Here is a 25611-nt window from a genome sequence, read left to right as displayed (position 1 = left end):
CCCGACTCAGAGAATGCAAATCAGAGAAATATCAGCAGCTGATACCTATGCGCTTCGTCATCAGGTATTATGGCCCGACCAACCGATTGATTTTGTGAAAGTTCCGGACGATGAAGCCGGACGGCATTACGGTGCGTTTCTGAACGATACTTTAGTTGCTGTGATCTCACTTTTTCTGCAAAACGGCGAAGCCCGGTTCCGCAAGTTTGCTACCCAGCCGGAGCAGCAGGGCAACGGCATCGGCACGGCCCTGCTGAATCACGTTTTCGCTGAAGCGCGCCGCCTGGGCGCACACCGGATCTGGTGCGATGCCCGGCTGTCGGCGGCCGCTTTTTACCGCCGGTTCGGCATGCAGCCAGCGGGGGATATGTTCTATAAAGGTCCGGTTCCGTATGTAAAATACGTGCTGGATTTGTAACGGGTATGTGACGTTATACTCAGAAAACCGAACCAAACAACCGGCAGGCAGTTAGAGGGATAAATAATGGATAATGGATAATGGATAATGGATAATGTGAAATGAATAATGTGAAATGAAGCACCAACCATCGGGCTTTTGACGACACACATTATTCATTGTTCATTTTACATTGTTCATTTAAATTTTCGCTCAATGGATATGAAAAAATACCTGCTGATGGCAATGCCTTTGGCTGCCCTGTTAACCGCTTGCGGCGGGAAAAAGAACAGCGAGACAACCAGCGACTCTACCGCTACAACCGCCTGGACGCCCGAAGCACCGCAGCTGCCAGCCCCTGACGAATCAAAATCGCAGAAGAAATTCAGTAATGTAATTGGCTGGCCGGAGGGTAAAACACCGGTGGCGCCGGAAGGCTTTGTGGTCACCGAATACGCCCGCGATCTGGTGAATCCGCGCTGGATGTACGTGGCACCCAACGGCGATGTACTGGTTGCAGAAGCCAATACGGAGCAAAAAGGCCTGAAAAAAATCGGATCGGTGTTGTCGGGTAAGGCGAACTCGCAGCGGCTGGGGGCAAGCGCTAACCGCATTACCTTGTTCCGGGATACCAACAAGGATGGCAAGCCGGATACAAAAACAACGTTTCTGGAGGGGCTGAACCAGCCGTTCGGGATGCTGATTGTGGGGAATACCTTTTATGTTGCCAATACCGACGGGCTCATGAGTTACCCGTATCAGGAAGGGCAGACCAAAATTACCGGTGCCGGTAAGAAAATACTGGAGCTGCCGGCGGGTGGCTATAACAACCACTGGACACGCAATTTGATTGCCAATGCCGATGGCAGCAAGATTTACATCTCGGTCGGGTCGGGCAGTAACGTGGCCGAACACGGCATGGATAATGAAGTACGGCGGGCGGCTATTCTGGAAATTAACCCCGACGGGACCGGCGAGCGGATTTATGCCAGCGGCCTGCGTAATCCGGTGGGCATGGACTGGTATCCGGGCAGTAAAACGTTATATACGGCTGTTAATGAACGCGATGAACTCGGCGACGAACTGGTGCCGGACTACCTGACCAGCGTGAAAGACGGCGCATTCTATGGCTGGCCGTATTCGTATTATGGTCAACATGAAGACCCGCGCCGTAAAGGCGAACGCCCTGACCTGGTCAAAAAAGCACTCTTGCCGGATGTACCGCTGGGATCCCACACGGCTTCACTGGGGCTGGCTTTTTACGATCAGAACGCGTTTCCGGCCAAGTACCATAATGCCGCATTTATCGGTCAGCACGGCTCCTGGAACCGGAGCGCGCTGGTTGGCTATAAGGTCGTTGCCGTTCCGTTTGTGGACGGCCATCCGAATGGCAAACCCGAAGATTTTCTGACCGGATTTGTAGCCAACGATAAAGATGTCTATGGCCGGCCGGTTGGCGTAACGGTTATGCCCGACGGGTCGATGCTGGTGGCCGATGATTCGGGGAACCGCATCTGGCGCGTAGCGGCTGCCAAATAAGCCGGTAATAAGGCAACAATGCAGAAACGGGGTCAGGCGATCCCGTTTTTTTTATGCAAACCGGCGGGATAGCCACCAGTAGCCCGTGGCTGAAACCAGGCACAATCCCATCATAACCGTCCACAACAGACCAAAACCTGCCGTTGTCACAATCAACGAGCCAAGTGCGGGACTTGTCACCTGCGCCAGCGCAAACGCCATCGAGTGCAGGGCCAGGTATTGCCCCCGCGTCTGCGGCGTTGACCGGCTGACGGCAAAGGATTGCAGAAAGGGATGGGTCAGCATTTCGCCGAATGTGGTAATGATCGTAAACACCAACGCAATGCCTGCCAGCGGGGTAATCAGCAGGACAAGGTAAGAGAACCCGGTCAGCAGTACGCCGGTGCAGATAATCAGGGTTTTATGGTGTGCAAACTTTTGTTCAATTGTGTAAACCAGCGCCATCTCAATAATCACGATCAGGATGCCGTTCAGGGCCAGCAGCATGCCGATCTGTGATTCATCCAGCAGGAGTTTTTCCTTAAAATACAGCGGAATCAGGCTGAACAGCAGCAGAAACGAAATGGCGTAAAGTAAGGTACAGCCGGTAAAACCCAGAAAATAGCGGTCTTTGTAGGGCGATTGGGCCGGACTCACCTCAGTTGTAGCCGTGGCATGTTTAGTGCCGGTCGCCACACGGGCAGGTGGGGGCAGGAAAAAACGCAGTACGGCCGCTGCGGCAATGCAGGTGAAGCCATCAGCCCAGAACAACAGGCTGTAGTCGATGCTGGCCAGGTAACCGCCGAGTCCGCCGCCGACCGACCAGCCCAGGTTAATCGCCAGCCGGTTCAGCGAGTAGGCCCGCGTCCGGTTATCGGCATGGCTGTAATGGGCAATGGCCGCCGAATTGGCCGGCCGGAAGGTATCGCCGAGCAGCGTAAAAATAAAGGCACTGGCACAGATGGCGTAAAAGTTGCTGACATACTGGAGGCCCAGCAGAAAAACGCCGCCCGCAAACAGACTTATTAACTGCACATAGTAAAAGCCGAACCGATCCGTGAGCTTACCGCCCAGAAATGTGCCGACAAAGGCACCGGTACCATACACGGCCATGACCACCCCCGCCTGTGAAACCGAAAAATGCAGGTGCTGTGTCAGGTACAGCGTCAGGTAAGGCAGAACCATAGTGCCGCAGCGGTTGATAAGCATAACCCCTGACAAAAGCCAGACAGACGGTGCCAATCCTGTATAAGCGTTGCGGTAGAGACGTAATGTGCGGGCAATCATGCCGCAAAGGTCGGTTTTTCAGCGACAATCCAAAACACCCCGTCCCATCCAATCGTCACAAAACCGCCCGTCTGGTTATCGGTAAATTGGAATTAAACAAATACAATGTATTGCAAAGAATAGATACAAAATTAGTTTCGCCGGTCCTGTTGCTTCACATTCGCTTAATACGTAAATCGCATAACAACACATCAGGTTGTGCTAATCTATCTTTATTGTTATACCTATGACAAACAAGTACTTACCTTGTTACAGGCCCGTACAATGGCTCATGGCGTTACTGCTGCCATTGTTAGTATCAGGCCAGCTGTGGGCGCAAACCCAGCGCACCACGTTTAAAGGACGCGTTACCGACAGGAACGGGCAGGGAATCCCAGGAGTCACGGTGCAGGTTCAGGGCACCTCGCTTGGTACAGCTTCGGATGCAGACGGGAATTATTCATTTACCGGTGCAGTACCGGCCGGTCAGGCAACACTTGTGTTCAGTGCCGTTGGCTATGCACCGAAGAAACAGAGTGTGGCGATTGGCAGCGCCGAGAGCATTACGACTGATGCCAGTCTGGGCGAAGATGTCATGAATCTGGATGAGGTCGTGGTAACGGGATCAACGATTCAGACGACACGCCGGGAGCTTGGCAATGCGATCAGCACGATCAAGGGACAGGATCTGACGCAGTCGGGGTCGGCAGGGTTGCTGAACTCACTGCAGGGCAAAGTGCCGGGTGCACAGATTACCCAGAACTCGGGTGATCCGGCCGGTGCGCTGTCGGTGCGGTTGCGCGGGATCAAGTCGCTGATTGGGTCGTCGGACCCGCTGTATGTAATCGACGGGGTCATTGTCAGCAATGCCAGCGTAAACGTGTCACAGATTGCACTGGCCAACGACATCGGACAGGCCAACCCGGGCCAGAACCGGCTCGCCGACCTGAACCCGAACGATATCGAAAGCATCAACGTCATCAACGGGGCGGCGGCCGCTGCTCAGTACGGGTCGCGGGCGGCCAACGGCGTCGTGCTGATTACGACCAAACGGGGGCAGACCGGGGCACCGAAAGTGTCGGTTTCGTTTGGCTTTAACATCAACGAACTCCGGAAGAGTGTCCCGATCAATACCTATGGCAAACAGTTCGGTACCGCCGCGCTGCGTCTGCATACCATTGGTGCAGCAACGGCCGGCGGCGCGGTAACAACAACCGGTTTTCAGCGTGACGGGACAACTACTAACCTGGCGACCAACCTGGTTGACGTCACCCGCTACAACTACTTCGACCAGATTTTCCGGACCGGTTATGGCACGGATGATGCCGTGTCGGTGTCGGGAGGCCGCGACAATACCCAGTATTTCGTCTCGTTCAACTACCTGAAAAACGAAGGGATCATCAAAGGCACGGATTTTACCCGCTACAACCTGCGGGCACGGGTCGATCAGCGGCTGGCAACGTGGGCCAAGCTGTCGGCGGGGCTGAGCTATGCCAACAGCTTCTCGAACGAAAAGGCCAATGGCAATGTATTCTACAGTCCGATCAACGCGGTAAACATCACCAATAACCTCTGGGATCTTACCCAGCGGGATGCTTCGGGCAACCTGAAAGCCGTTGAACCAACGCGGGTGAACCCGCTTTCGACGATTGAGGACATGAAGTTTACCCAGGCCGTGAACCGGACCATCAGCGATGTACAGCTGAACCTGACACCGGTCAAGGGCCTTAGCATCGATTATATTCTGGGTGTAGATACCTACGGGCAGGTTGGTAAAAGTTATATCCGGCCCTACCCGTATCAGGCGCAGGCTGGTTTACCGGCGGCCCGATACCCGCTGGGCTTTGCCGCTACGGCCAACAATACCGTGCTGTTGCTGAACTCCGACATCAACGCGAGCTACGAACAGACGTTTGCCGAGAAGTTTAAGTTTAACGCCATTGTCGGGTTCAACTACCAGTTCAGCCAGCAGGATTATTCGATTGCGTCGGGTCAGAACCTGTCGCCGTTTATTGAGACCGTGGCCGGTGCCGCCAGCACGACGGTGCAGGCCAACTACGTGCTCGACCGGTATAACCTGAGCGGTTATTTTGCACAGGCGACGCTGGGTTACCGGAATCTGGCTTTCGTGACGGCCGCTGTCCGCCGCGACCGTTCGTCGAAGTTCTCGGCTACGGAGACCAATCAGCTGTATCCGAAACTGAGCGGCTCGCTGGTACTGTCGGATTTTGACTTCTGGAAAAACTCAGGCCTGAGCAAGGCGTGGAACGGGGCGAAATTCCGTGTCAGCTACGGCGAGGCCGGTAACCTGTCGGGTATTGGTTCCTACAGCCGGTTCTACCAGTTCAGTCCGGTTGGTTTCCTGGGTAAAAACACAATTGTACCGGGCACTACGCTTGCTAACCCGCGCGTACGGCCGGAGCGTATGGCCGAGCTGGAAGGCGGGGTTGACCTCTCGTTCCTGAATAACCGCCTGGGCATTGGCATTACGGCCTACAAGCAGAACATCAAGGATCTGGTCGTAAACCGCGTCCTGGCACCATCGTCGGGCGGGTCAAGCATCGTGAATAACGTGGGTACGATGGAAAACAAAGGGGTGGAAATTATGCTGGACGTAACGCCGGTAAAAACCAGTGATTTCAGCTGGGATTTTACGGTGATTTTCAACCGCAACCGCAACAAGGTGCTGTCATTGGGAAGCCCGGTAATTGCCATCGACAATGCGGCCGGTGCACCGGTTTATTTGCTTCAGGGACAGCCGGCCGGTGTGTTCTACGGAACTACCTATGCGCGTAACCCGGATGGTTCATTGCTGGAAACAAGCCAGAAGTTTTCGCAGCAGGAGCGTGGTGTACAGACAACCGGCTCAACAACCTATACACCGTCACGCCGCGCCGACGGACAACCGGACTACTCGGCTCCTACGGTTAACGTGATTATTGGTAATCCGAATCCGAAATGGACCGGCTCGTTTAACACAAACCTGAGCTACAAGCGGGTTGGCCTGCACATTCTGCTTGATGCGGTGCAGGGCGTCAGCGTGTTTAACGCCGACAAACGGACACGTCAGGGGGTTGGTATCGGCGATTACGCCGAAAAAGAGCTGAAAGGTGAAATTCCGAGAGGCTATATCTTCTCGATTTATAATACGCAGGAATGGCGGGTAGATGATGGCTCATTTGTGAAGCTGCGGGAGATTTCGCTGAGCTATGGCTTGCCGAAACTGGTGAAAAGCATGAGCAACTTTACGGTTGCGCTGGTTGGCCGTAACCTGATCTCATGGGATAACTACAACGGTTTTGATCCGGAGACTAATGCCGGCGGGACAACCGATCTGTTACGGGGTGTCGATTTCGGGAACGTACCGATCCCGCGTACGTATCAACTCAAACTTTCAGCGACTTTCTAATCATGAAAAAATACATTCTCATCCTCTCGCTGCTGGCGCTGACACTGAACTCCTGTACGCAGGAATACCTGAACCCCAGCACCGCCAGTCAGCCGCAGGTAGTCAGCTCGACCGACGGGTTAATTACGCTGTGTAACGGCTTGCAATACCGGTTCACTACGGGTGGCGCTGCCAGTGTGCTGTATACCACAATGGCCATCGGCGGGTTGTCGACCAAAGAGCTGACCGTACTGAACGTGGGGAACCTCGACGAGTTTAACCTCAGCGTTGGTGCCGGTTCGGTGTTACGCGGTAATGGTACGGTAACCAACATCTGGACCCGTTGCCAGCTGGTGCGGGCCAATGCCGATCTGGTGCTGGCCAACGCCGGTAATGCGGCCGATGCGGGCACAAAGGCCGGTATTGTGGCGTACGCGTCGGTTTTCCGGGCGCTGGCACTGGGCACACTGGCCCAGTTCTTTGAGCAGGCTCCCATCACTACCGCCGAAAACGCACCGTTTGTTGACCGGGCTACGATCCTGAAAGAAGCCATTGCGACGCTGGAAAGTGCGGCCACGCAGCTTAACGGGGTAACGGTAACGACAACGTTCACGGATAAGATTGTGCCGGGCATTGATCTGGCTAATACAATTCAGGCCCTGATTGCCCGGTACAGCCTGTTTGCCGGTGACTACGACAAGGCTCTGGCCGCTGCCGGTAAAGTTGATCTGACGAAGAAGTCGGTGTTTAACTTTGATGACAATACACGGAATCCGGTATTTGAAGCGGCGTTCGGCAACAAAAACGTGTTTGAACCTACGAACGCGACCCTGGGCCTGACCGGTGATTTAGCGCCGAATGCGGCTGATAAGCGTTTGTCATTCCTGGTTCGTTCCAATCCGACGGCCACGCAAAACCTCGGGACGGGATTCTATACCGCCAACAATGCGGCGGTGCCGGTTTATACGCCGGGCGAAATGCTCCTGATCAGAGCCGAAGCCTATGCGCGCAAGAGTGATCTGACCAATGCCGTAACGGAGTTGAACAAGGTACTGACGAAAACCGCTGCACAGGATATTTACGGAATTGGTGCGGCCCTGCCAGCCTATGCCGGAGCACAGACGCAGGCGGCCGTGCTGACGGAAATCCTGCGCAACCGGAACATTGAACTGGCCTTCAACGGCTTACGGCTGGAAGACAGCCGTCGGTTTGGTCGTCCGGGTCCAGGCGCTGCCGGTTCAGAACGTAACCGGAACTTCATGCCGTATCCACGGACAGAAGCGGATAACAACACGAATACACCGAAAACCGATCCGCAATAAAATCCGGATCAATCATTCCATATTCCGATATTCAATATTCCGATATCCCGTACGGGCGACCCCACGTGGTCGCCCTTTTTTTCGCTATTTAGGCCGTGGTCGCCCTTTTTTTTGCCCGTGGTCGCCCTTTTTTTGCCCATTTCGCCCGTGGTCGCCCTTTTTATACCCCTAATTCTTCACCACCAGTACCACCCCGAGAATAATCAGCAGGATACCCAGCATCCGCCAGCCATTGACCGCATGTTCGCGGAAGCCTACCCAGCCATAATGTTCAAGCACAACCGCCGCCAGTAACTGGCCCGCCACGCTGAGACTGAGCAGGTTGGTCGGCCCGATTTTCGGCACCGAAATAATCACCGAACAGACGTAAAAGACCCCCAGCAGCCCGCCTGTCCATTTCCACCAGCTGACCTGCCGGAGCACCTCCAGCGAAGGCAACGGACTGCCAATTGTGAATTGCAGCAGCAGCAGCGACAGAAAACCACCCCCGAATGAGCCGACGGCGGCCAGCAGCGGATTTTGCAGGGCAAGCCGGAGCTGCGAGTTTACCCCCGACTGTGTGCTGTTGGCGATACCGGTCAGAAAGGCAAGAATGTAGTAGATGAATGACATAGTACCGGCAAAAGTAGAGGAATCCGTTTGGTTGATTAACTTGCCGCATGTTTCTTTCCCGAATAATTCAAAAATATACCCTTAATACGCAATTTATGGCCCGGAACCTGTGGTTTTGGGGAGGCCTGCTGGTAGCCGGTACCGTGCTGACCAATTGCCGCAACAAAACCGACGCCAGCGATATGAGCGGCGAAGAACTGGCAAAGCTGCACTGCGGCAGCTGCCATGCTTTTCCGGAACCGAAACTGTTGCCTAAAGCGATCTGGGAAAAGGGCGTTTTGCCGAAAATGGCGCTCCGCCTCGGTTTTCTGACCGATACGCTGTCGGTTATGAACTACAATGCGCAGATGGAGGAACAGCAGGCAGGGGCACAGCTTGGGGCTTACCCGATGGAACCGGTACTGGCACAGGCCGATTGGCTTAAAATCATTGACTATTACACGACAAACGCACCGGCAACGCCGGTCCCGCAAGCCAAAAAAGCGGCCATTCAACCGGAAATACCCTTGTTTGTGGTTCGTGAGCCTTCGCCCCGCATTGTACCGCTGACGACATTGGTGCGGTATGATGCCGTCCACCGGCAGATCATCGTCGGCGACCGCATGAATTATGCGCAGTTTGTCAGTCCGGCGCTGGCCGTAACGGATTCGGTCCGGCTCAGCAGTACACCCGCCGATGTGCTGGTCAACAAGGCAAAGGGCTACGACTGGCTGCTGATGGGGCATATGGACCCGGATAATCAGGCAATCGGAAAAATTGCGGCCACACCCGCCCGCGCCGGACAGCCCGAGACGCAGGTGATACCGCAGTTACGCCGGCCGGTGCAGATGGTCTCGCAGGATTTTGATAAGGACGGCCAACCCGATTACATTGTTTGTCAGTTCGGGCATCTGGCCGGTAAGCTCAGCGCGTACATGAAAACGGCGACGGGCTACCGGGAGGAGGTCATCGACCCGGTGCCGGGTGCGCGCCAGACCATTATCCGCGATATTGATAAGGACGGGTGGCCGGACGTAATTGCCTTGCTGGCGCAGGGCGATGAGCAGGTTGCGTGGTATAAAAACTACAAAGGCAAATTTATCAAACAAACGCTGGTACGGTTTCCGCCGGTTTATGGGTCGTCGTCCATCGAGCTGGCCGACATCGACCGTGACGGCGACGAAGACCTGATCTACACCAACGGCGATAACGCCGATTATTCGTATTCGCTGAAAGCCTACCACGGCGTCCGGATTTACCTGAACGACGGCAAATTCAGCTTTACGGAGTCGTGGTTTTATCCGTTGCACGGGGCAACGCAGGTCGTGGCCCGCGATTTTGACCAGGACGGCGATATGGATCTGGCGGCCATTGCGTTTTTCCCCGACTACGACGGGCCGAATCCGGAGAGTTTCGTTTATTTCGAGAATAACGGGAGGCAGGTGTTTACCCCCCGCACGTTTCCACAGGCCAATCAGGGGCGGTGGCTGGTCATGGAAGCCGCTGATTATGATCAGGATGGTGATGATGACCTGCTGTTGGGCAGTTTCCATTTTTCCGTCACCAAAACGCCGGAACGCTATAAGGCGCAGTGGCGACAGCAGTCAAACGGGTTGGTCGTGCTGGAGAATAAACGGAAGTGATTTGTAACTCCCCGAAAGTTAGCGACTACCTTCCAGGAAGTTTAGAACCGCAGCCGCGGACGGTCGCCAGGCGGCCCTGTTCCTGGAAGGTAGTCGCTTTAAATCAGATGATTCGGATCAACGAGCCAGTGTTTAATGGCGAAAAGAACCAGACCGGCCGTGTTTTTAGCCCCGGTTTTTTCAAGCAGGTTATTGCGGTGGCCTTCAACGGTGCGGGTGCTCAGGCATAAGGTATCGGCGATTTCCTGCGCGGTCAGCTGTTTGCAGATCAACTGAAGCACTTCTTTTTCACGCACGGTCAGCAGTGACGGAATATCGTCGGTGAGCAGCAGGCGGGTCTTTTTATTAATCCGGCTGCGCATGGCATTCAGAAAAGCCTGATTAAAGTAAAAATCCTGCTCCATGACCGTCCGGATGGCCTGTTCAACTTCATTAGGCTCCACATTTTTGAACAGATAGCCATTTACGCCCAGATCAATCAGGTGCGACACGAAGCGGTCTTCACCGTATACCGACAGAATAATGATCCGCAGCCCGGGGTGATGCTGGTGGATGAGTTTGGTCGTTTCTACGCCGTTCAGGACCGGCATCGACAGGTCGAGCAGTACGACATCGGGTTTTGGGTCAGCAATGGCCAGGGCATCTAGGAGTACCTGCCCGTTGTCGGCCTCAAGTACGACCTCAATTTCGGGAAACTGATTGATAATGGAGACCATTCCGCGCCGGAACAGCAACTGATCATCGGCAATGGCAATTCGGATCATAACGCAAAAACTAAAGATAACTGGATTTCGGGATGGCAATCGACACGCGCAGACCTGCCGCCGGAGCCGTCTGAAACAGTACCTGGCTGCCCAGCATCTGCGCCCGCGTTTCAATATTTTTCAGGCCGAGGCTTTTTTTCTGATACGCCTCCGTAAAGTTAAACCCTTGTCCGTTATCGGTATACACAAACAGATAGTCATCGCCTTCTTCGGCGAGCCGGATACTGATTTGGGTCGCTCCGGCATACTTGACGGCATTGTTCAGGAGTTCCTGCACGATGCGGTAGAGCAGCAGGTTTAGGTTAGGCCGCGCCTGCGGCAGGTCAATGACGTCGCAGGTAATGTCGGCATCGGTCAGGTTAGCGGCATCTTCGCAAAGCCCTTCGAGGCTATACGCCAGCCCTAATTCTTCGAGGCCGTGGGGTAACAGGTCGTTTGAAATGGTGCGGACACTTTGAATGGTGTTGTCGATCAGCTGCTTACAACGCTCGGCAAGTACTTCTGTCTGACCTTGCTGACTGATCATCTGCCCCACCAGCAGACGCATGGCCGACAGAGCAGCCCCGATATCGTCGTGGAGGTCGCGGGCTACCCGTTTGCGCTCGGTTTCGATGCCCTCAAACGTGTGGTAGATGAGCTCCTGCTGGTGTTTTACTTCCATCTGCTTGACCAACAAGGTTTGTTTATAAATACGTTTCTGGTATAAAACAGTAAAAGCCACTACGCCAGCTACCAGAATGAGCATGGCCAGGGCTCCGCCGAAAATCAGTACAAATAAATCTAATGACGTTGAGGTGCTTGCCATATGCCGACGGCTATTAACACGTGGTTGAGCGATACCAGGGTGGCATGCATTCCCCACGAGATAAAATTTAACCTTTCACTTTCCTGAAGCAGGAGGTTGCTCAGGATAAACAGGAAAAGCGTACCGGCAAAGTAAAACAGATAACCTGTATTTATCCAGAAAACCGGATTACGAAATAAATTCCGCGTGTCCAGATCAACGAGAATCTTGTAGTAACACATCAGGGCCAGAATCATCACAAAAAGTCCTTCCAGGGCGCGGGCATAGCCGTTGAATGTATCAGGCGGCTGTAGCCAGATGCTGTTGGCAACTGATGCCATTGTGAAGAAAAACATCATGCACGGTACTAGCCGGGAAGGGTAAAATGTGCCGAAAAAAGCCCGGTAAAACAAGGCTAATGCACTGAATTCGAAAATGGTATAAATATGTAAGACAAACAGATTCGGGATGTGCATCCGGCTCAGGATATGCCCCGTTACTTCGGCAATGGCTGAAACGGACAGGGGCAGAAAAATAAACCGTAGATAGCCGGTCAGGCTTCTCCGCCGGATCAGCGCAGAGCTGACGGACAGGACAATAAACCAACCGGCATAATCGAACATCCAGAGAAAAAAAGATTCCATGCAGGTGAATGAATAATGGAGAATGTAAAATGAATAATGATTAAGGGCCGGTTACTAAACCAGACTGTATGGGATTGATTGACGGAGTGGTGTGACCTTCATTATCCATTATTCATTACCCACTATTCATTCATTTTTTAGCAAAAACTTTCGTCCTCGCTGTCGCGGGTGATGAACAAATCACTTTCATCGTCGCAGCGGGGCGGGCAAGGACGGGTAAAATCAAACACCTGATAATCGAAGGTTTCGGCCGGATCTTCAACGTTGCCGGCCGGGTTTGCCACCGTCCGTTCGCCGATAAGGTCAATGATGGTATCCGGATCTTCGCCTTCATTGACAACCATGACATCTTTCCGGGTTGCGGCGCTGACCAGCAGCAGGCACGGACGCAGGTGTTCGATGCCGGTAGCTTCGTTTTTTTCGTTTTTCCGCCCGACATACATCCGTATGTATTCGGTATCGACCTGATTCAGGAGTTCGACGAAGTCGGCCTTGCGGACAACAAACGCCCGCATTTCGCGCGGGTCAAGATGGTCACCATCCGCGTTGGCATTGATCCAGTTGCCGATCCATTCCTGGGCAAGCGGTACCGGCACCGACATCGGTACCCATTCGTCATTTTGTTTTTGTTCAGACATGGTTTAGTAAAGCATAAACGTGCTATACCGGCAAAAGTAGAACGGCAATAGGTTTTTACTACCCGTAAAAATGCCTGTTTTCAGGATACCCGCATAAATACCTGATTTCCTCCGTCATAAACACCTGTTTTTTTAAACGGGCCTTTTTGCGTACAAGCTTCTGTTACCAATCTACGACCTTTGTATCGTTCAAACGCGCTTGAAAAACGATTAACAGCTTAAAGTAAACAGTCAACCCTAAATCTTTAAAACAAAACGTTTTATGACTACTGAATTTGCAACCACAAGTGGCGCACAAACTATGACGCCAAGCGTAACACTACCGAATGAAATTGGCAGCGACTTTATTTCCGGATTTAAAATCTGGGCATCGATTCCGGCCAATGATGATACAGGTATTACGATCGACAACGTACAGGCAGGCGATACTGTCATTATTTACGACGCGTCGGGGATAGCATCCTTTGATAAGGTGAATATGGCGCTTGTTAAAGGTATTGTTGGCATTGCAAACGCCGCTGTCGGCACGGCCCTCGTGATTGCACAGCCCGAAACGGCTCCGTTTGTCGCCACCTGGAATGCCGGCGTAGATGCCATCATGAAGGCTGTTCCGGATGAACTGGGTAACAAACGCCGGGATATGTACGGCTGTGACCCTGGTACGGGTGACTATGCTAAGAACGAAGGCGGACTTATTGTTTGTATGCCGGAATCACACGGGCCGATTTATGCAACAGACGACTATTACCTGACGGGCGATACCAAAGGCGATGGCCGTCTTTACAAGTACTACAGCAGCGATACAAAGAGTAAAAACGCTTTTTTCCCATGCCCGGTCACCAACGATTCGTCTAATCCGGACAGCAGCAACAATGGCCGGATGCAGGCGACTGCCACCATTACCGGAGCGGTTCACATTCTGGCGTTTGATGAAGACTACTCAGACAATGCCGGCTACTACAATGTAGGGCTTGTTGTGGTACGTAAGGCGGCAACGGCGCAGACAACAGAACTGGTGAATCTGCTGGTTGGTGGTGCGCCGACCGGCGGCATCTGATTCATTCTGAACTGATGAGGGCCGGAAGGATCCTTCCGGCCTGATTTCCGGCTATATCCAATTCCGTTCTATTCCTGAACCCTTTAACTATCAATGTATCATGGAACCATTTATTGGCACAGTCTGCCTGTTTGCCTTTAGCATTGTACCCAGAGGCTGGGCAATTTGTGATGGGCGTTTACTCTCAATTGCCAGCAACTCAGCTTTGTTTGCGCTGCTTGGGACAACCTATGGCGGGGATGGCGTAAACACCTTCGCTTTACCGGATCTCAGGGGGCGTGTCCCGAATGGCAGAGGTCAGGGGCCGGGGCTGTCCAGTTACGTAATGGGGCAGGCATCCGGCGAGGAACATGTTACGCTGTTCGTCAGCAACATGCCGCAGCATAATCACATGTTGATGGTCTCTGAAGGGACGGCGTCAACCAATGATCCGAATAACAACTATCTGGCCAAATCAACCGGTGTGCTTGACTCGGGCGAAGGCACTGTAACTGTCAAAACGTACGGCACACAACCGATGTCCTTTATGAATCCGATGTCCGTAAGTACGTCTGGCGGTAGTTTACCACATGATAACATGCAGCCGTACCTGACCATGAACTACTGCATTGCCCTGCAGGGAATTTATCCAAGCCAGGGATAACATTTACCACTATACCACCCATGCGCTGACTGATAGCTCCGGTACTTGCCGGGGCTATTCAGCTTACTTACGTCTATATAACACTCAACTGGTTGACTACTTACTCTTTGATCTGATTAAGCCAATGCAGCACAATTATTTACGACGCACTGAACGGTATAGTACCTGTCAGCTTAATTCCTTTTTACGGCTATGCCTTATTATTCTGAGTCTTTGTTCGACTGCCCGTGCGCAGGTCTTCTACGCCGTCAGTGACGGCTCAAACGCCACATATAATGACCAGTTGCGCAGTGTAAACGTAGACGGTACCAACGACCGGCAGATTGCGACCGGATTTACCAATAATATCGGTGTTATTGCCGTTGACCGGGTTAACAAACAGGTATTTGTCTCAAACGGGCTGGCGACCGGCGGAGCGATTTATAAAGTCGATATGATCTCGGGAGGTGTTACGACTTTTCTCAATACATCCAGCATCGTACAGGGCATGGCTGTTGACAATACAAATAGCCGGTTGTATTACACACTGAGTGATAATAACGGTAGTAAAACAACCGATCAGCTGCGAAGAATAAACCTGTCGGGGACAAACGATGTGTTGGTTGCTGCTGATTTCGCATCGTCGATCGGCGACGTGGCGCTGGATCTGGTCAATAACCGCGCGTATGTCGGCGACCGGAATACGTCTGCGTCAAGGATATTCAGTACGAACCTTAACTCAGGCGCAACAACCTATTTTGTCACAATTCCCACAGGCTTTGCCGTCCGCGGCCTTGCTGTTGATCACATCAACGGCTATTTGTATTATGCGTTCAACGATATTTCGTCTGCCAGTCATGATGAAGTACGCCGCATTGATCTGAGCGGCTCAAACGATGTCCGGATTGCTACCGATTTTGTGACTGGTATCGGCGAAATTGCGCTGAATCTGGGAGAGAGTAAGCTTCTGCTAACCGACAATAACGGTACAAGCGGGGTGATCAAACAGATTACACTCCCGGCCAATACGACGGCTACTTTTTTTACGCCCTCAAACGCAACGGTCGTTACCGGCATTGATCTCATTCCCTGTTCGTCAGGTTTTACCGTCAATAGCACCCTCGATGATGGCGATGCTAATCCGGGCGATGGCGTCTGCCGGACGGCGGGCGGGGTCTGTACGCTGCGGGCAGCTATTCAGGAGGCCAATGCCTTACCTACCTGCAGCCCGATGCTGATTACGCTGCCAACGGAGCAAACGATTGGCCTTAGTTCGGCTTTGCCCACAGTAACGTTTAGCGGTACCATTGCCGGGGGAAGTATACTTTGTCCCTCAGCAGGTACAGGAGGGTCAACAATCTCTCGTACAGGTGTCACCGAATTCGGGATTTTTGCCCAGACTGCCGGTAAATTAACGTTACGGGATCTGACTATAGCGAACGGGAACGGGCCTTCCGGGAATGATCTTGGTGGCGCTATTGCCTCATTTTCAAGCTGTACGCTGGTTACAGACCGGTGTATATTCAGGAATAATGTGGCAGGTTCAGGAGGGGCTATTTATTCAGCAGGAGCGTTTGTCAGTGTAAATGAGACCTTTTTTGATGATAATTCCGCGACCCTGGGAAGTGCTGGTTATTTCAGGGATCAAGGGGCTGCTGTTATTACAAATTCGTCGGTAAGGCATGAAACTGGTGTTACCAATATGGTATTTGATTTGGTAGGAGGAGTTCTGTTGCTAAAAAATACTGTTATTGGAGGGAATGGCCCTATAGCAAAGGCAATCCGGCAAAACGCTGTGTTTGGAGGGACTTCTTCCTTATCGGTGCTTCACACAACATTTAACCTGCCAAATGCAACCTATCTGATTGAGTCTAATCGATTTACCGCGACACAAACGTTGTATCTGCAAAATAATGTTTTTGGCCCTTCATTGGATAATCCACTTTATTTCGGGGGATCCAGCGGTTCGCTGAACAGTACGTCCGGAGGCGGAAACGTCTTTGCCGGTGATGCTGATGCGGCTAATATCACTGGTGCCGGTTTCACACCGGTTGCTTCGGATAAACAGAATGTAGGCGCAGCGCTGGCACTGGGTTCGCTGACTACCGTATCCGGGGAGTGTCTGCCCGTGGTGCCCCCGGGTTGTTTCAGTCCGGCCATTAATGCGGCGGTATCCAGCACCATCACTACGGATATGTTTGGCAATACGCAGATCGGGGCTGCCCGTGATGCCGGTTCATACGAATCGACCAATGCGGCATCGGTGACCTTCACCGTCGCCGGCTCGGGAACAGCCTGTGCCGGTCGTGCTCTGACGCTGACGGCTGGTGGCTGTACAGGCGGGACAGTTAACTGGCCGGATGGTATTACGGGAAACGTTTATTCGAATACGTTAGCGGGTGTTTATACCGCAACCTGCAACATCGGGGCCTGTTCGACAACTGCAAGCGGGACGATCACGGCTGGTGTGGCTCCGGTAATTGCGGCGCCTGTCCTGACAACAGCCATAGCAGGCAACGCGCTGGCAAATGCCTTGTCGTTCACGGCATCCGGAGCCGGTGCGCCGTTTACATTTGCCTACAGTACCTTGCCGCCGGGTATCACGCTTTCATCAAATACGTCACCAATTTTAACGTTTAACGGTACACCAACGCAGGCAGGCACGTACCCGATCAGTGTGACAGCGACCAACAGTAACACGTGTCAGACGGTGAGCAATACGTATAATTTAACAGTAAGCTGTGCGACGATGGCCATGAGTGCCTCCGCCAATCCGGCAACCTGCCAGGGAGCCGGGAGTCTGACGTTTGTGACCACGCTACCTGCCGGTACCTATTCATTAAGCTATACCGGCTCCGGAAGTCCGAAAACGGTGACCGTTTCGGGCGGGCAGTTTGCTGTTACCGGGCTAATGGCCGGTACATACAGCAACTTTTCCCTGAGTTACGGCAGCGGTCCTTGCCGCATAACCGACAACCGGACCATTACCCTGACTGATCCGGCTTCGGCAACAGTGACCCTGACGGCTAATCTGAGCGGGAGTCTGACCTGTTCGCAAACCAGTCTGACGCTGACAGCTACCGGGGCATCCTCATATACATTTGCCGGTCCCGGTATTGTCAGTCAAAACGCGATAGCCGGAACGGCATTGGTCAATACCGCCGGAGTATATTCTGTAACGGGCAGTAATGCGGCAGGGTGCAGAGACACTGATCAGGTGACGGTCACCGGCAGCACCACGGCGCCGGCGGGCGTGGGTTTGTCGGCCAGCCAGAGTGGTACACTGACCTGCACCAACCGGAGCTTAACGCTGACGGCCTCGGCGACGGGTAGCGGGCTGAGCTATGGTTTTTCGGGTCCGGGCGTAGTGGCCCAGAGCGGTACTTCTGCAACGGTGAACGCGGCGGGGACCTACACGGTGGTGGTGACGGGCGGCAACGGCTGCACGGCATCGGCGACCACGACGGTATACAGCAACACCACGGCCCCGTCGGTAAGTTTATCGCCGATGAACGCGACGCTGACCTGCGCCAGTCCAACGGTAACGCTGACGGCAACGGCGGGGTCTGTAAATTACGCCTTCAGCAGCGGGCAGAACGGGTCGGGCAACACGCTGGCGGTGTCGGCGGCGGGGACGTATTCGGTGGTGGTCACGGGCAGCAACGGCTGCACGGCGTCCACGGCGGTTACGGTGCAGAGTAGTACGGCGGTCATTTCGGGGAACCTGACGGCCAGCGGCGCCATCAGCTGTCCGTCGCCCTCGGTGACGCTGACGGCCACCCCTGCCAGCCTGACCTACACCTTCGGGGGCGGGGCCATCCAGATCGGTACAACCAATCAGGCGGTAGTCAATGCTGCCGGTCCGTATTCAGTAACTATCAGCGATGCCTCGGGCTGCACGGCCACCGCACAGGTGACGGTCACCGGCAGCACCACGGCGCCGGCGGGCGTGGGTCTGTCGGCTAGCCAGAGCGGTACGCTGACCTGCACCAACCGGAGCTTAACGCTGACGGCCTCGGCGACGGGCAGCGGGCTGAACTACGTGTTCAGTGGTCCGGGCGTGGTGGCCCAGAGCGGTACTTCGGCAACGGTGAACGCGGCGGGGACCTACACGGTGGTGGTGACGGGCGGCAACGGCTGCACGGCATCGGCGACCACGACGGTATACAGCAACACGACGGCCCCGTCGGTGAGTTTATCGCCGATGAATGCAACGCTGACCTGCGCCAGTCCGGTGGTAACGCTGACGGCGACGGCGGGGCCTGTAAATTACGCCTTCAGCAGCGGGCAGAACGGGTCGGGCAACACGCTGGCGGTGTCGGCGGCGGGGACGTATTCGGTGGTGGTCACGGGCAGCAACGGCTGCACGGCGTCCACGGCGGTTACGGTCCAGAGTAGTACGGCGGTCATTTCGGGGAACCTGACGGCCAGCGGCGCCATCAGCTGTCCGTCGCCCTCGGTGACGCTGACGGCCACCCCTGCCAGCCTGACCTACACCTTCGGGGGCGGGGCCATCCAGATCGGTACAACCAATCAGGCGGTAGTCAATGCTGCCGGTCCGTATTCAGTGACCATCAGCGACGCCTCGGGCTGCACGGCAACCGCACAGGTAACGGTCACCGGCAGCACCACGGCGCCGGCGGGCGTGGGTCTGTCGGCCAGCCAGAGCGGTACGCTGAGCTGCACCAACCGGAGCTTAACGCTGACGGCCTCGGCGACGGGCAGTGGGCTGAGCTATGGTTTTTCGGGTCCGGGCGTGGTGGCCCAGAGCGGTACTTCGGCAACGGTGAACGCGGCGGGGACCTATTCGGTGGTGGTGACGGGCGGCAACGGCTGCACGGCATTGGCGACCGCGACGGTATACAGCAACACGACGGCCCCGTCGGTGAGTTTATCGCCGATGAACGCGACGCTGACCTGCGCCAGTCCAACGGTAACGCTGACGGCAACGGCGGGGTCTGTAAATTACGCCTTCAGCAGCGGACAGAACGGGGCAGGCAACACGCTGGCGGTGTCGTCGGCGGGGACGTATTCGGTGGTGGTCACGGGCAGCAACGGCTGCACGGCGTCCACGGCGGTTACGGTGCAGAGCAGTACCTCAGCACCGACCGTCTCCATTACACCGATGAATGCCACACTGACCTGCGCCAGCCCAACGGTGGTCCTGACGGCTATTGGCAGCGGAACCGCCGTCTGGTCGACCAGCGTAACATCCAGTACGATTCTGGCGACTACCGCCGGACCGTATAGTGTGACGCTGACAAATGCCAGCGGCTGTACGGCTACGACCAGTACGCAGGTAAGTAGTAATACCGTCCTTACGGGACTGATTGCTACAGTTAACGGGGCGTTAGGTTGCGGCACAACTAGTGTACAAATCATGGCGTCGGCACCAGGCGCTGCCTCTTTCACCGCGTTGGGGCCGGCTGCGTATCAGCAAACAAATACGAACGGCCAGTTCACCGTTACGGTTGCCGGTCAATATACCATCATTGCGATTGGTACGGGCGGCTGTACAAGTAGCACAACCGTGACGGTGACGGCCGGAGGTGTGCCGCCAACTGCCGGAAATTTTGCGGCGGGTGGTACCTTGGGCAATGGCATGTGTCAGGTCACTTTCTCCGCATCGATTGTCGGGGATCGGGCCGTGATTACAGGGCCGGGCGGATTCGTATTTACCAGCGTATTCCGTACGGCAGGCTCGCGGATTATTACGGCTACCGGAGCCCGGCAACCCGGCACCTATACCCTGAAAGTCTACAGCGGAAATTGTGAAACTACGTTAACGACCGGCCTCACCGGCACGGCCTGTAATGAATAGCAAGTAGAGAGCGCATGTTGATGGATGCGTGAAAAGACCCGGCCAGATCGGGTCAAATAGGTAACCGGAATCGGCGTCAGGAATCCTGATGCCGATTTTTTTTGGTTAGACCACGAAGACGGAAAGAAACGAAGGAGCACAATGATGGTGAGTACCGGATTATAGCGCCGGCATGGCTTTGATTTGTTCGAGGGCCTGTTGTTTTAGGGGCTCGCGTAAAAGCTGGTTAGTTTGGGTGAAATAGCGGTGATTGCCCAGAAACGCTACCTGAATCGGGAGCCAGCGGGCAGGGTCGGGGAGCTTATTATAAGTGATCCACTCAGTGTACAGGGTCTGGCTGATGATCGAGTAGTCAGTACGGCCGAGATAGTCAAGGTCGGCATCACAAATAATCTGTTCCGGTAAATTTTGCGGCGACTGCGGAATACGGGTCGCCCTGATCAGCGCGCAGACCGCCTCAATCTGACCGGTTGTATAGCCGAAATCCGGCAGAATGGCCTGAGCCATGCGGCATCCTTCTTCCTCATGATCATCATACGTCCGGATAAACCCGGCATCGTGGTAATACGCCGCTGTCTGTAGAATAGCTACCGTCTCCTCATCCGTTATCCCTTCGGCTGCTGCCAGACGCGCCGATTGCTCAACCACATCAAGGGTGTGTTGTACGCAGTGATAGGTCAGATCAGGGGAGAGTTTCCGGGTTAGCTCATCCAGAATATACTGGCAGGCAGTGATCAGGTCCATAGGAAATGCAAACAGGTTCGGGCATAAATATAGCAGTTTGGTTAATATTCCGGATGAAGTAAACAAATATGAATTTAGGTATACGAAATATGATATTTATTGAGACATGAGGTGTCGGTTTGAACATAAATTAATTTATTTGTGCTTCTATATTAACCGTAACGTATATGCATAAACCTTTACGATGGCTCTTGCTGCTTTTAGTAGCAATTAACTATCCTGTAGTTGCACAGCAGCTTCCCTGCGGCTATGGAACCCTGAAACCCGCTGATGAACAAATAGCGCAGCAGTTGATTCGCCAGTTCAGAGGCATGGTCAACAAAGATGCCAGTTCGGGGCCGGTGTACATTGCTGTAAAACCTCACTTTGTCCGGACTAATGAAGGGGTGACAAACCTGTCCATGCAGTCCTTCAACAACGCGCTGGCGATCTGCAACAAGTATTTTATAAATGCGAATATCCAGTTCTATATCTGTGGTACACCGGCTAACACCCCTAATTACATTAACAATACGGCAATGTATAACTGGGATACGCAGAATTTTGACCGCGATGCTATTACCAACGCCAATAACCTCGATAATGCCCATAACATTTATTTCAGTAATAGCCTCGGCGGGGTTGGCGGGTTCTCATTCGGGGCTACTCAGAATAAAGTCAATAACCGGACGTTTGTGCTGAACGGGCAGGCCGATGATGATAAAACGCTGGCCCATGAGCTGGGGCATTACTTTAACTTGCCGCATACATTTAATAACAGCGACGCCGCCAATATTGCCGATCGGGAGCTGGTAACCCGGAATCCGTCAGAGATCGCTCCGCGTTTATCGGCCAACTGCGACACAAAAGGGGACTATATCTGTGATACACCGGCTGACCCCTATAATCTGGATAATGGTAAGCTGACAGATTGTTCGACGACGGGGGCCGGTATTACGGCGGTTGATGCCAACGGCGATGCTTTTGTGCCGATGCCTGACAATATCATGGGCTACTACTTCTGTGCAACCAACCGGTTTACGGCCGGCCAATATGCCCGGATGAACGCGGCTCTCGCTATTAATAACGTCCCGAACGCAAACCCGGCTAAACAGTACACGCTGGATTGTGCCGAAACGGCGCAGGCGGCCCCGTCAAATGTGGTTGCTTCGTTGATTTCCAGCGCGGTGGCGGTAGGTGTTGTGCTGACATGGACCGATAATTCAACGAACGAAACCGGCTATATCATTGAGCGGTCAACCGATCCGGCATCCGGATTTCTGGCCATTGGCGGGGTAAATGCCGATATCACAACCTATACCGATCGTTCGGCTACCAAAGGCGTGACGTACTACTACCGGGTTAAACCATCGAATAGTAAAGCGAATTACAGTACGAATAGCCAATCGGTCAGTATGCCTGCTTATTGCGCGCCGTTATATGGTTCAACGTGCCTTGTCAACCGGAATATTAATAATTTCAGAGTAGCCACGACCAGCAATGTTGTGTTGATTGAGAACAGCAATAGCGGCTGTTCGCCAAACGCATATGGTGACTTTACCGGTCTGACAGCTGCCACGGTGACGCCGGGTACGACATACAATTTTACCATGAATACCGGTTATGATGCTGGCTATTATAGCCAGCATATTGCCATCTGGATTGACGCCAACAACAATACTGATTTCACAGATGCCGGTGAGCGGGTTTATCAAAGTACAGGCGATGTCATGAATGGTACTACCCGGATAACCGGACAGTTTACCGTGCCCTTATCGGCAACGTCCGGTAACGTCCGTTTACGGATTCGCAGCCGGTATGAGGGTAGCGGGGTTGTTGAGGACCCCTGTGTCGAATATAGTTCGGGTGAAGGAGAGGATTACTTACTTTTTGTGAAGCCGGCTATGACGATAACCAGCAGTATCAGTGCCGTTTGTTACGCCGCCAATACGTTTCCGGTTTCTTTTTCAACGAATATTACGCCGGATCAGGGCAACGAATACCGGATTGAACTATCCGATCAGGCAGGGAGTTTCAGCTCGCCAACCATTATCGGGACGGGGACCGGTAGCCCGGTAACGGCCACCATTCCGCAGGCGACAGCGCCCGGCAGCGGCTATAAGTTACGGGTTGTTGGTACGGCGCCGGCTCTGACCAGTGCCGAAACAGCTACGTTTGTCTTCAGCGGGTCCATCGCTTTAACGATGACGAGCACCTCGGCTTGTGAGGGCCAGACAGTTACCCTCTCGGCGACGGCTACAGAAGGCAGTCAGCTGTTTTCCTACACCTTCACAGGGGCCAACGGGGTACTGGCCGGCAGCGGTAACACACGGACGGTTCCTGTCCAGACTGCCGGTCCGCAGACATTCTCAGTGACGGCGGCGAATACGTACGGGTGCCGGCAGCCTGCAACTACCTCAACTACCGTTTTTGCCAATCCGGTACTGTCCGTCACCTCGGGGAGCTCAACGACGCTGACGTGCCTGCAACCATCGCTGACGCTGACGGCGTCGGGCGGTTCGGGGTACACGTTTGCCGGTCCGGGCATTCTTAGTCAGGATGCCTCGGGAACGGCCGTGATCAACGTACCTGGCACATACACCGTCACGGGGGCAAATGCCAACGGGTGTGTCGGAACAACAACAATTGTTATTGCCAACGACCCTTCGTTTCCAACCGTAGATCTGACACCTTCGAGCGCCACGCTGACCTGCGCAAGCCCGTCGCTGACCCTGACTGCTTTAACGTCTGAAACGGCTATTCTGTGGTCAGACGGTAGTACCGGAATGACACTACCCGTGAGTGCGAGTGGTGTTTATTCAGTTACGGTGACCAGTGCCAGCGGCTGTACGGCCACGGCTTCAGCAACGATTGACGCCGATCAGGTTGATCCGGTACTGGTATTGTCGGTTTTACCATCGACCACGCTGACCTGTACCAATCCCACGCTTTCCCTGACCGCAACGGGCGGTAGCAGTTATACATTAACCGGTACGGGGGGCGCACAACAATCTGCAACCGGTATATTCCAGGTCTCGCAGGCAGATACCTATACCGTCCTGGTAGCGAAACCAAACGGGTGCACCGCCAGTCAGACGATTGGTATTACATCAGATCAGAATGCGCCCATTCCGACACTAAGTGCCGGCAGCAATACAACCATTGGTTGTCAGCAAACCAGTCTGACCCTGACCGCAGGCGGGGGAACATCCTATACGTTTACCGGCCCCGGTTTGTCAACGCAGAATACGTCCGGAACGGCCGTGATTACGCAGGGTGGTATGTTTAGTGTGCTGGTCGGAACGGCAAACGGCTGCTCAAGCCAGACAACGATTGCTATTGATCAGGTGTCTTATCCGGCTGCGTTCAGTGTCAGCTCGGGTAATCAGTGTCTTGCTGCCAGTGTAACGCTGACGGCCAGTGGTTGTCCGGCAAACGGCACCGTATACTGGCCGGAGAGCCTGACTGGCAATACGTTTGTGTCGTCAACGGCAGGGGTTTATACGGCTACCTGTGTCGTCGGCGACTGTAGTAAAACGTTCAGCGGCACCATCAGCGAAGGGGTACCCGTGCAGGTCAGCAGTTTCTCCGCTACCAGTACACTAACCTGTTCACTGACCAGCGTAGCGTTGCAGGCGGGTGGGGTCGGTTTGGGGTATCAGATTAGCGGTCCGGGTGGTTTCACCTATGCGCAGACGTTTGGCAGCGACATCAATCACCAGATCATGGCGCCGAATGTGACACAGGCCGGAACCTATACACTCGTGCTGTCGCGGGGAGGCTCCTGTACGACCAGCCAGACCACTGAGGTAGGGGTGAGTTATCAATCAGTACCGATGACCGTTATGTCTGACGGACCGATTGGTTGCGGGAAAGCATCGTCAGTGATTAGTGTTCCGGCCGGTTCAGGAACCAGCTACTCGTTACTTTCCGGAGGCGAAGTGCTTCAGGTAAACCCAACCGGAACATTCAGTGTAACAACGGCGGGCAGCTATACTGTTGTCGCCAGTCTGCCGACCGGTCCGGGCTGTCAGGGCGTGGGTCAGGTGACGGTTGGTTCGGGCGGTTTGCCGCCGGTGGCGTCGTCGGTTACGGCCAGCGGGGTATTGAGTTGCCGCCAGCCGGTAGTCCGGATTATGGCCAATGCTTATGGTGATTCGTTTGTGTTTACCGGCCCGGATGGCTACGTTTTTTCGACGGTTTACCGGGCTGTGGGCCAGTATGAGTCAGTGGGGCTTAATGTGACCAAACCGGGGACCTATACATTTGTGGTAGGCAGCGGCGATTGTAAGGCGTCGTATTCAGTGACGGTGGCGGGTGAGGCTTGCCGGTAGTTTTTTGCCGACTGGCGGGGACCCAACCGGCAAGTCAAAAAGAAAAAGAAAGTAACCCCCCCAACCTCTTTACATCAAAGATGCACCGTGAAATCGTTA

General features: G+C 54.2%; 16 protein-coding genes. 9 read left to right on the top strand and 7 right to left on the bottom strand.

Annotation, left to right across the window (positions count from 1 at the left end; all coding sequences use genetic code 11):
- Positions 1-13: 13 nt before the first annotated feature.
- A complete protein-coding gene (locus AC23NW_RS25420; RefSeq protein ID WP_487452993.1) occupies positions 14-418 on the top strand; it encodes a GNAT family N-acetyltransferase in 405 nt (134 codons plus the stop codon).
- A gap of 195 nt (positions 419-613) precedes the next feature.
- Entirely contained in the window at positions 614-1936 is a 1323-nt protein-coding gene (locus AC23NW_RS25415) for a PQQ-dependent sugar dehydrogenase (RefSeq protein ID WP_487452992.1), read from the top strand.
- Between the two features lie 51 nt (positions 1937-1987).
- Here AC23NW_RS25415 and AC23NW_RS25410 read toward each other — a convergent pair whose 3' ends face one another.
- Positions 1988-3202 (bottom strand): MFS transporter, encoded by a 1215-nt coding sequence (locus AC23NW_RS25410; RefSeq protein WP_071502886.1) that lies wholly within the window; start codon positions 3200-3202, stop codon positions 1988-1990.
- A gap of 271 nt (positions 3203-3473) precedes the next feature.
- On the opposite strand from AC23NW_RS25410, the gene AC23NW_RS25405 reads away from it, so the two are divergent.
- Positions 3474-6590 (top strand): SusC/RagA family TonB-linked outer membrane protein, encoded by a 3117-nt coding sequence (locus AC23NW_RS25405; RefSeq protein ID WP_229201746.1) that lies wholly within the window; start codon positions 3474-3476, stop codon positions 6588-6590.
- A gap of 2 nt (positions 6591-6592) precedes the next feature.
- Complete coding sequence (locus AC23NW_RS25400; RefSeq protein ID WP_487452989.1) at positions 6593-7891, top strand: RagB/SusD family nutrient uptake outer membrane protein; 1299 nt, start codon at positions 6593-6595, stop codon at positions 7889-7891.
- 168 nt (positions 7892-8059) lie between these two features.
- Here AC23NW_RS25400 and AC23NW_RS25395 read toward each other — a convergent pair whose 3' ends face one another.
- The gene (locus AC23NW_RS25395) at positions 8060-8503 is read right to left on the bottom strand and encodes a DMT family transporter (RefSeq protein WP_293833228.1); all 444 of its coding nucleotides are present in this window, start codon (positions 8501-8503) and stop codon (positions 8060-8062) included.
- Positions 8504-8598: 95 nt separating this feature from the next.
- Here AC23NW_RS25395 and AC23NW_RS25390 point away from each other — a divergent pair, with 95 nt between their 5' ends.
- Entirely contained in the window at positions 8599-10125 is a 1527-nt protein-coding gene (locus tag AC23NW_RS25390) for an FG-GAP repeat domain-containing protein (protein WP_487452987.1), read from the top strand.
- Between the two features lie 98 nt (positions 10126-10223).
- On the opposite strand, the gene AC23NW_RS25385 is transcribed toward AC23NW_RS25390, so the two are convergent.
- The 4 genes from AC23NW_RS25385 to AC23NW_RS25370 all read right to left on the bottom strand — a co-directional run bounded on the left by AC23NW_RS25385 (position 10224) and on the right by AC23NW_RS25370 (position 12955).
- The gene (locus AC23NW_RS25385) at positions 10224-10889 is read right to left on the bottom strand and encodes a response regulator (RefSeq protein WP_487452985.1); all 666 of its coding nucleotides are present in this window, start codon (positions 10887-10889) and stop codon (positions 10224-10226) included.
- A gap of 10 nt (positions 10890-10899) precedes the next feature.
- A complete protein-coding gene (locus AC23NW_RS25380; protein ID WP_487452984.1) occupies positions 10900-11694 on the bottom strand; it encodes a sensor histidine kinase in 795 nt (264 codons plus the stop codon).
- Complete coding sequence (locus tag AC23NW_RS25375) at positions 11670-12317, bottom strand: hypothetical protein (RefSeq protein WP_487452982.1); 648 nt, start codon at positions 12315-12317, stop codon at positions 11670-11672. Before AC23NW_RS25375 ends, AC23NW_RS25380 begins: the two co-directional genes overlap by 25 nt.
- A gap of 137 nt (positions 12318-12454) precedes the next feature.
- Positions 12455-12955, bottom strand: a complete 501-nt coding sequence (locus AC23NW_RS25370) for a hypothetical protein (protein WP_487452980.1) — start codon at positions 12953-12955, stop codon at positions 12455-12457.
- A gap of 262 nt (positions 12956-13217) precedes the next feature.
- On the opposite strand from AC23NW_RS25370, the gene AC23NW_RS25365 reads away from it, so the two are divergent.
- The 3 genes from AC23NW_RS25365 to AC23NW_RS25355 all read left to right on the top strand — a co-directional run bounded on the left by AC23NW_RS25365 (position 13218) and on the right by AC23NW_RS25355 (position 20455).
- On the top strand, positions 13218-14012 hold the full coding sequence (locus AC23NW_RS25365; RefSeq protein WP_487452979.1) for a hypothetical protein: 795 nt from the start codon (positions 13218-13220) through the stop codon (positions 14010-14012).
- Positions 14013-14112: 100 nt separating this feature from the next.
- Positions 14113-14655 (top strand): phage tail protein, encoded by a 543-nt coding sequence (locus AC23NW_RS25360; protein ID WP_487452977.1) that lies wholly within the window; start codon positions 14113-14115, stop codon positions 14653-14655.
- Positions 14656-14779: 124 nt separating this feature from the next.
- Positions 14780-20455, top strand: a complete 5676-nt coding sequence (locus AC23NW_RS25355; protein WP_487452975.1) for a beta strand repeat-containing protein — start codon at positions 14780-14782, stop codon at positions 20453-20455.
- Positions 20456-20614: 159 nt separating this feature from the next.
- Here AC23NW_RS25355 and AC23NW_RS25350 read toward each other — a convergent pair whose 3' ends face one another.
- Positions 20615-21199, bottom strand: coding sequence for an HD domain-containing protein (locus AC23NW_RS25350; protein WP_487452973.1), 585 nt, complete (start codon positions 21197-21199; stop codon positions 20615-20617).
- Between the two features lie 167 nt (positions 21200-21366).
- Between AC23NW_RS25350 and AC23NW_RS25345 the strand changes: the two genes are divergently transcribed.
- A complete protein-coding gene (locus AC23NW_RS25345; protein ID WP_487452971.1) occupies positions 21367-25512 on the top strand; it encodes a GEVED domain-containing protein in 4146 nt (1381 codons plus the stop codon).
- Positions 25513-25611 lie beyond the last annotated feature (99 nt).

This window comes from Arsenicibacter sp. R0_47 (genome assembly GCF_057652235.1).
This window is presented reverse-complemented; position numbering and strand designations above follow the sequence as displayed.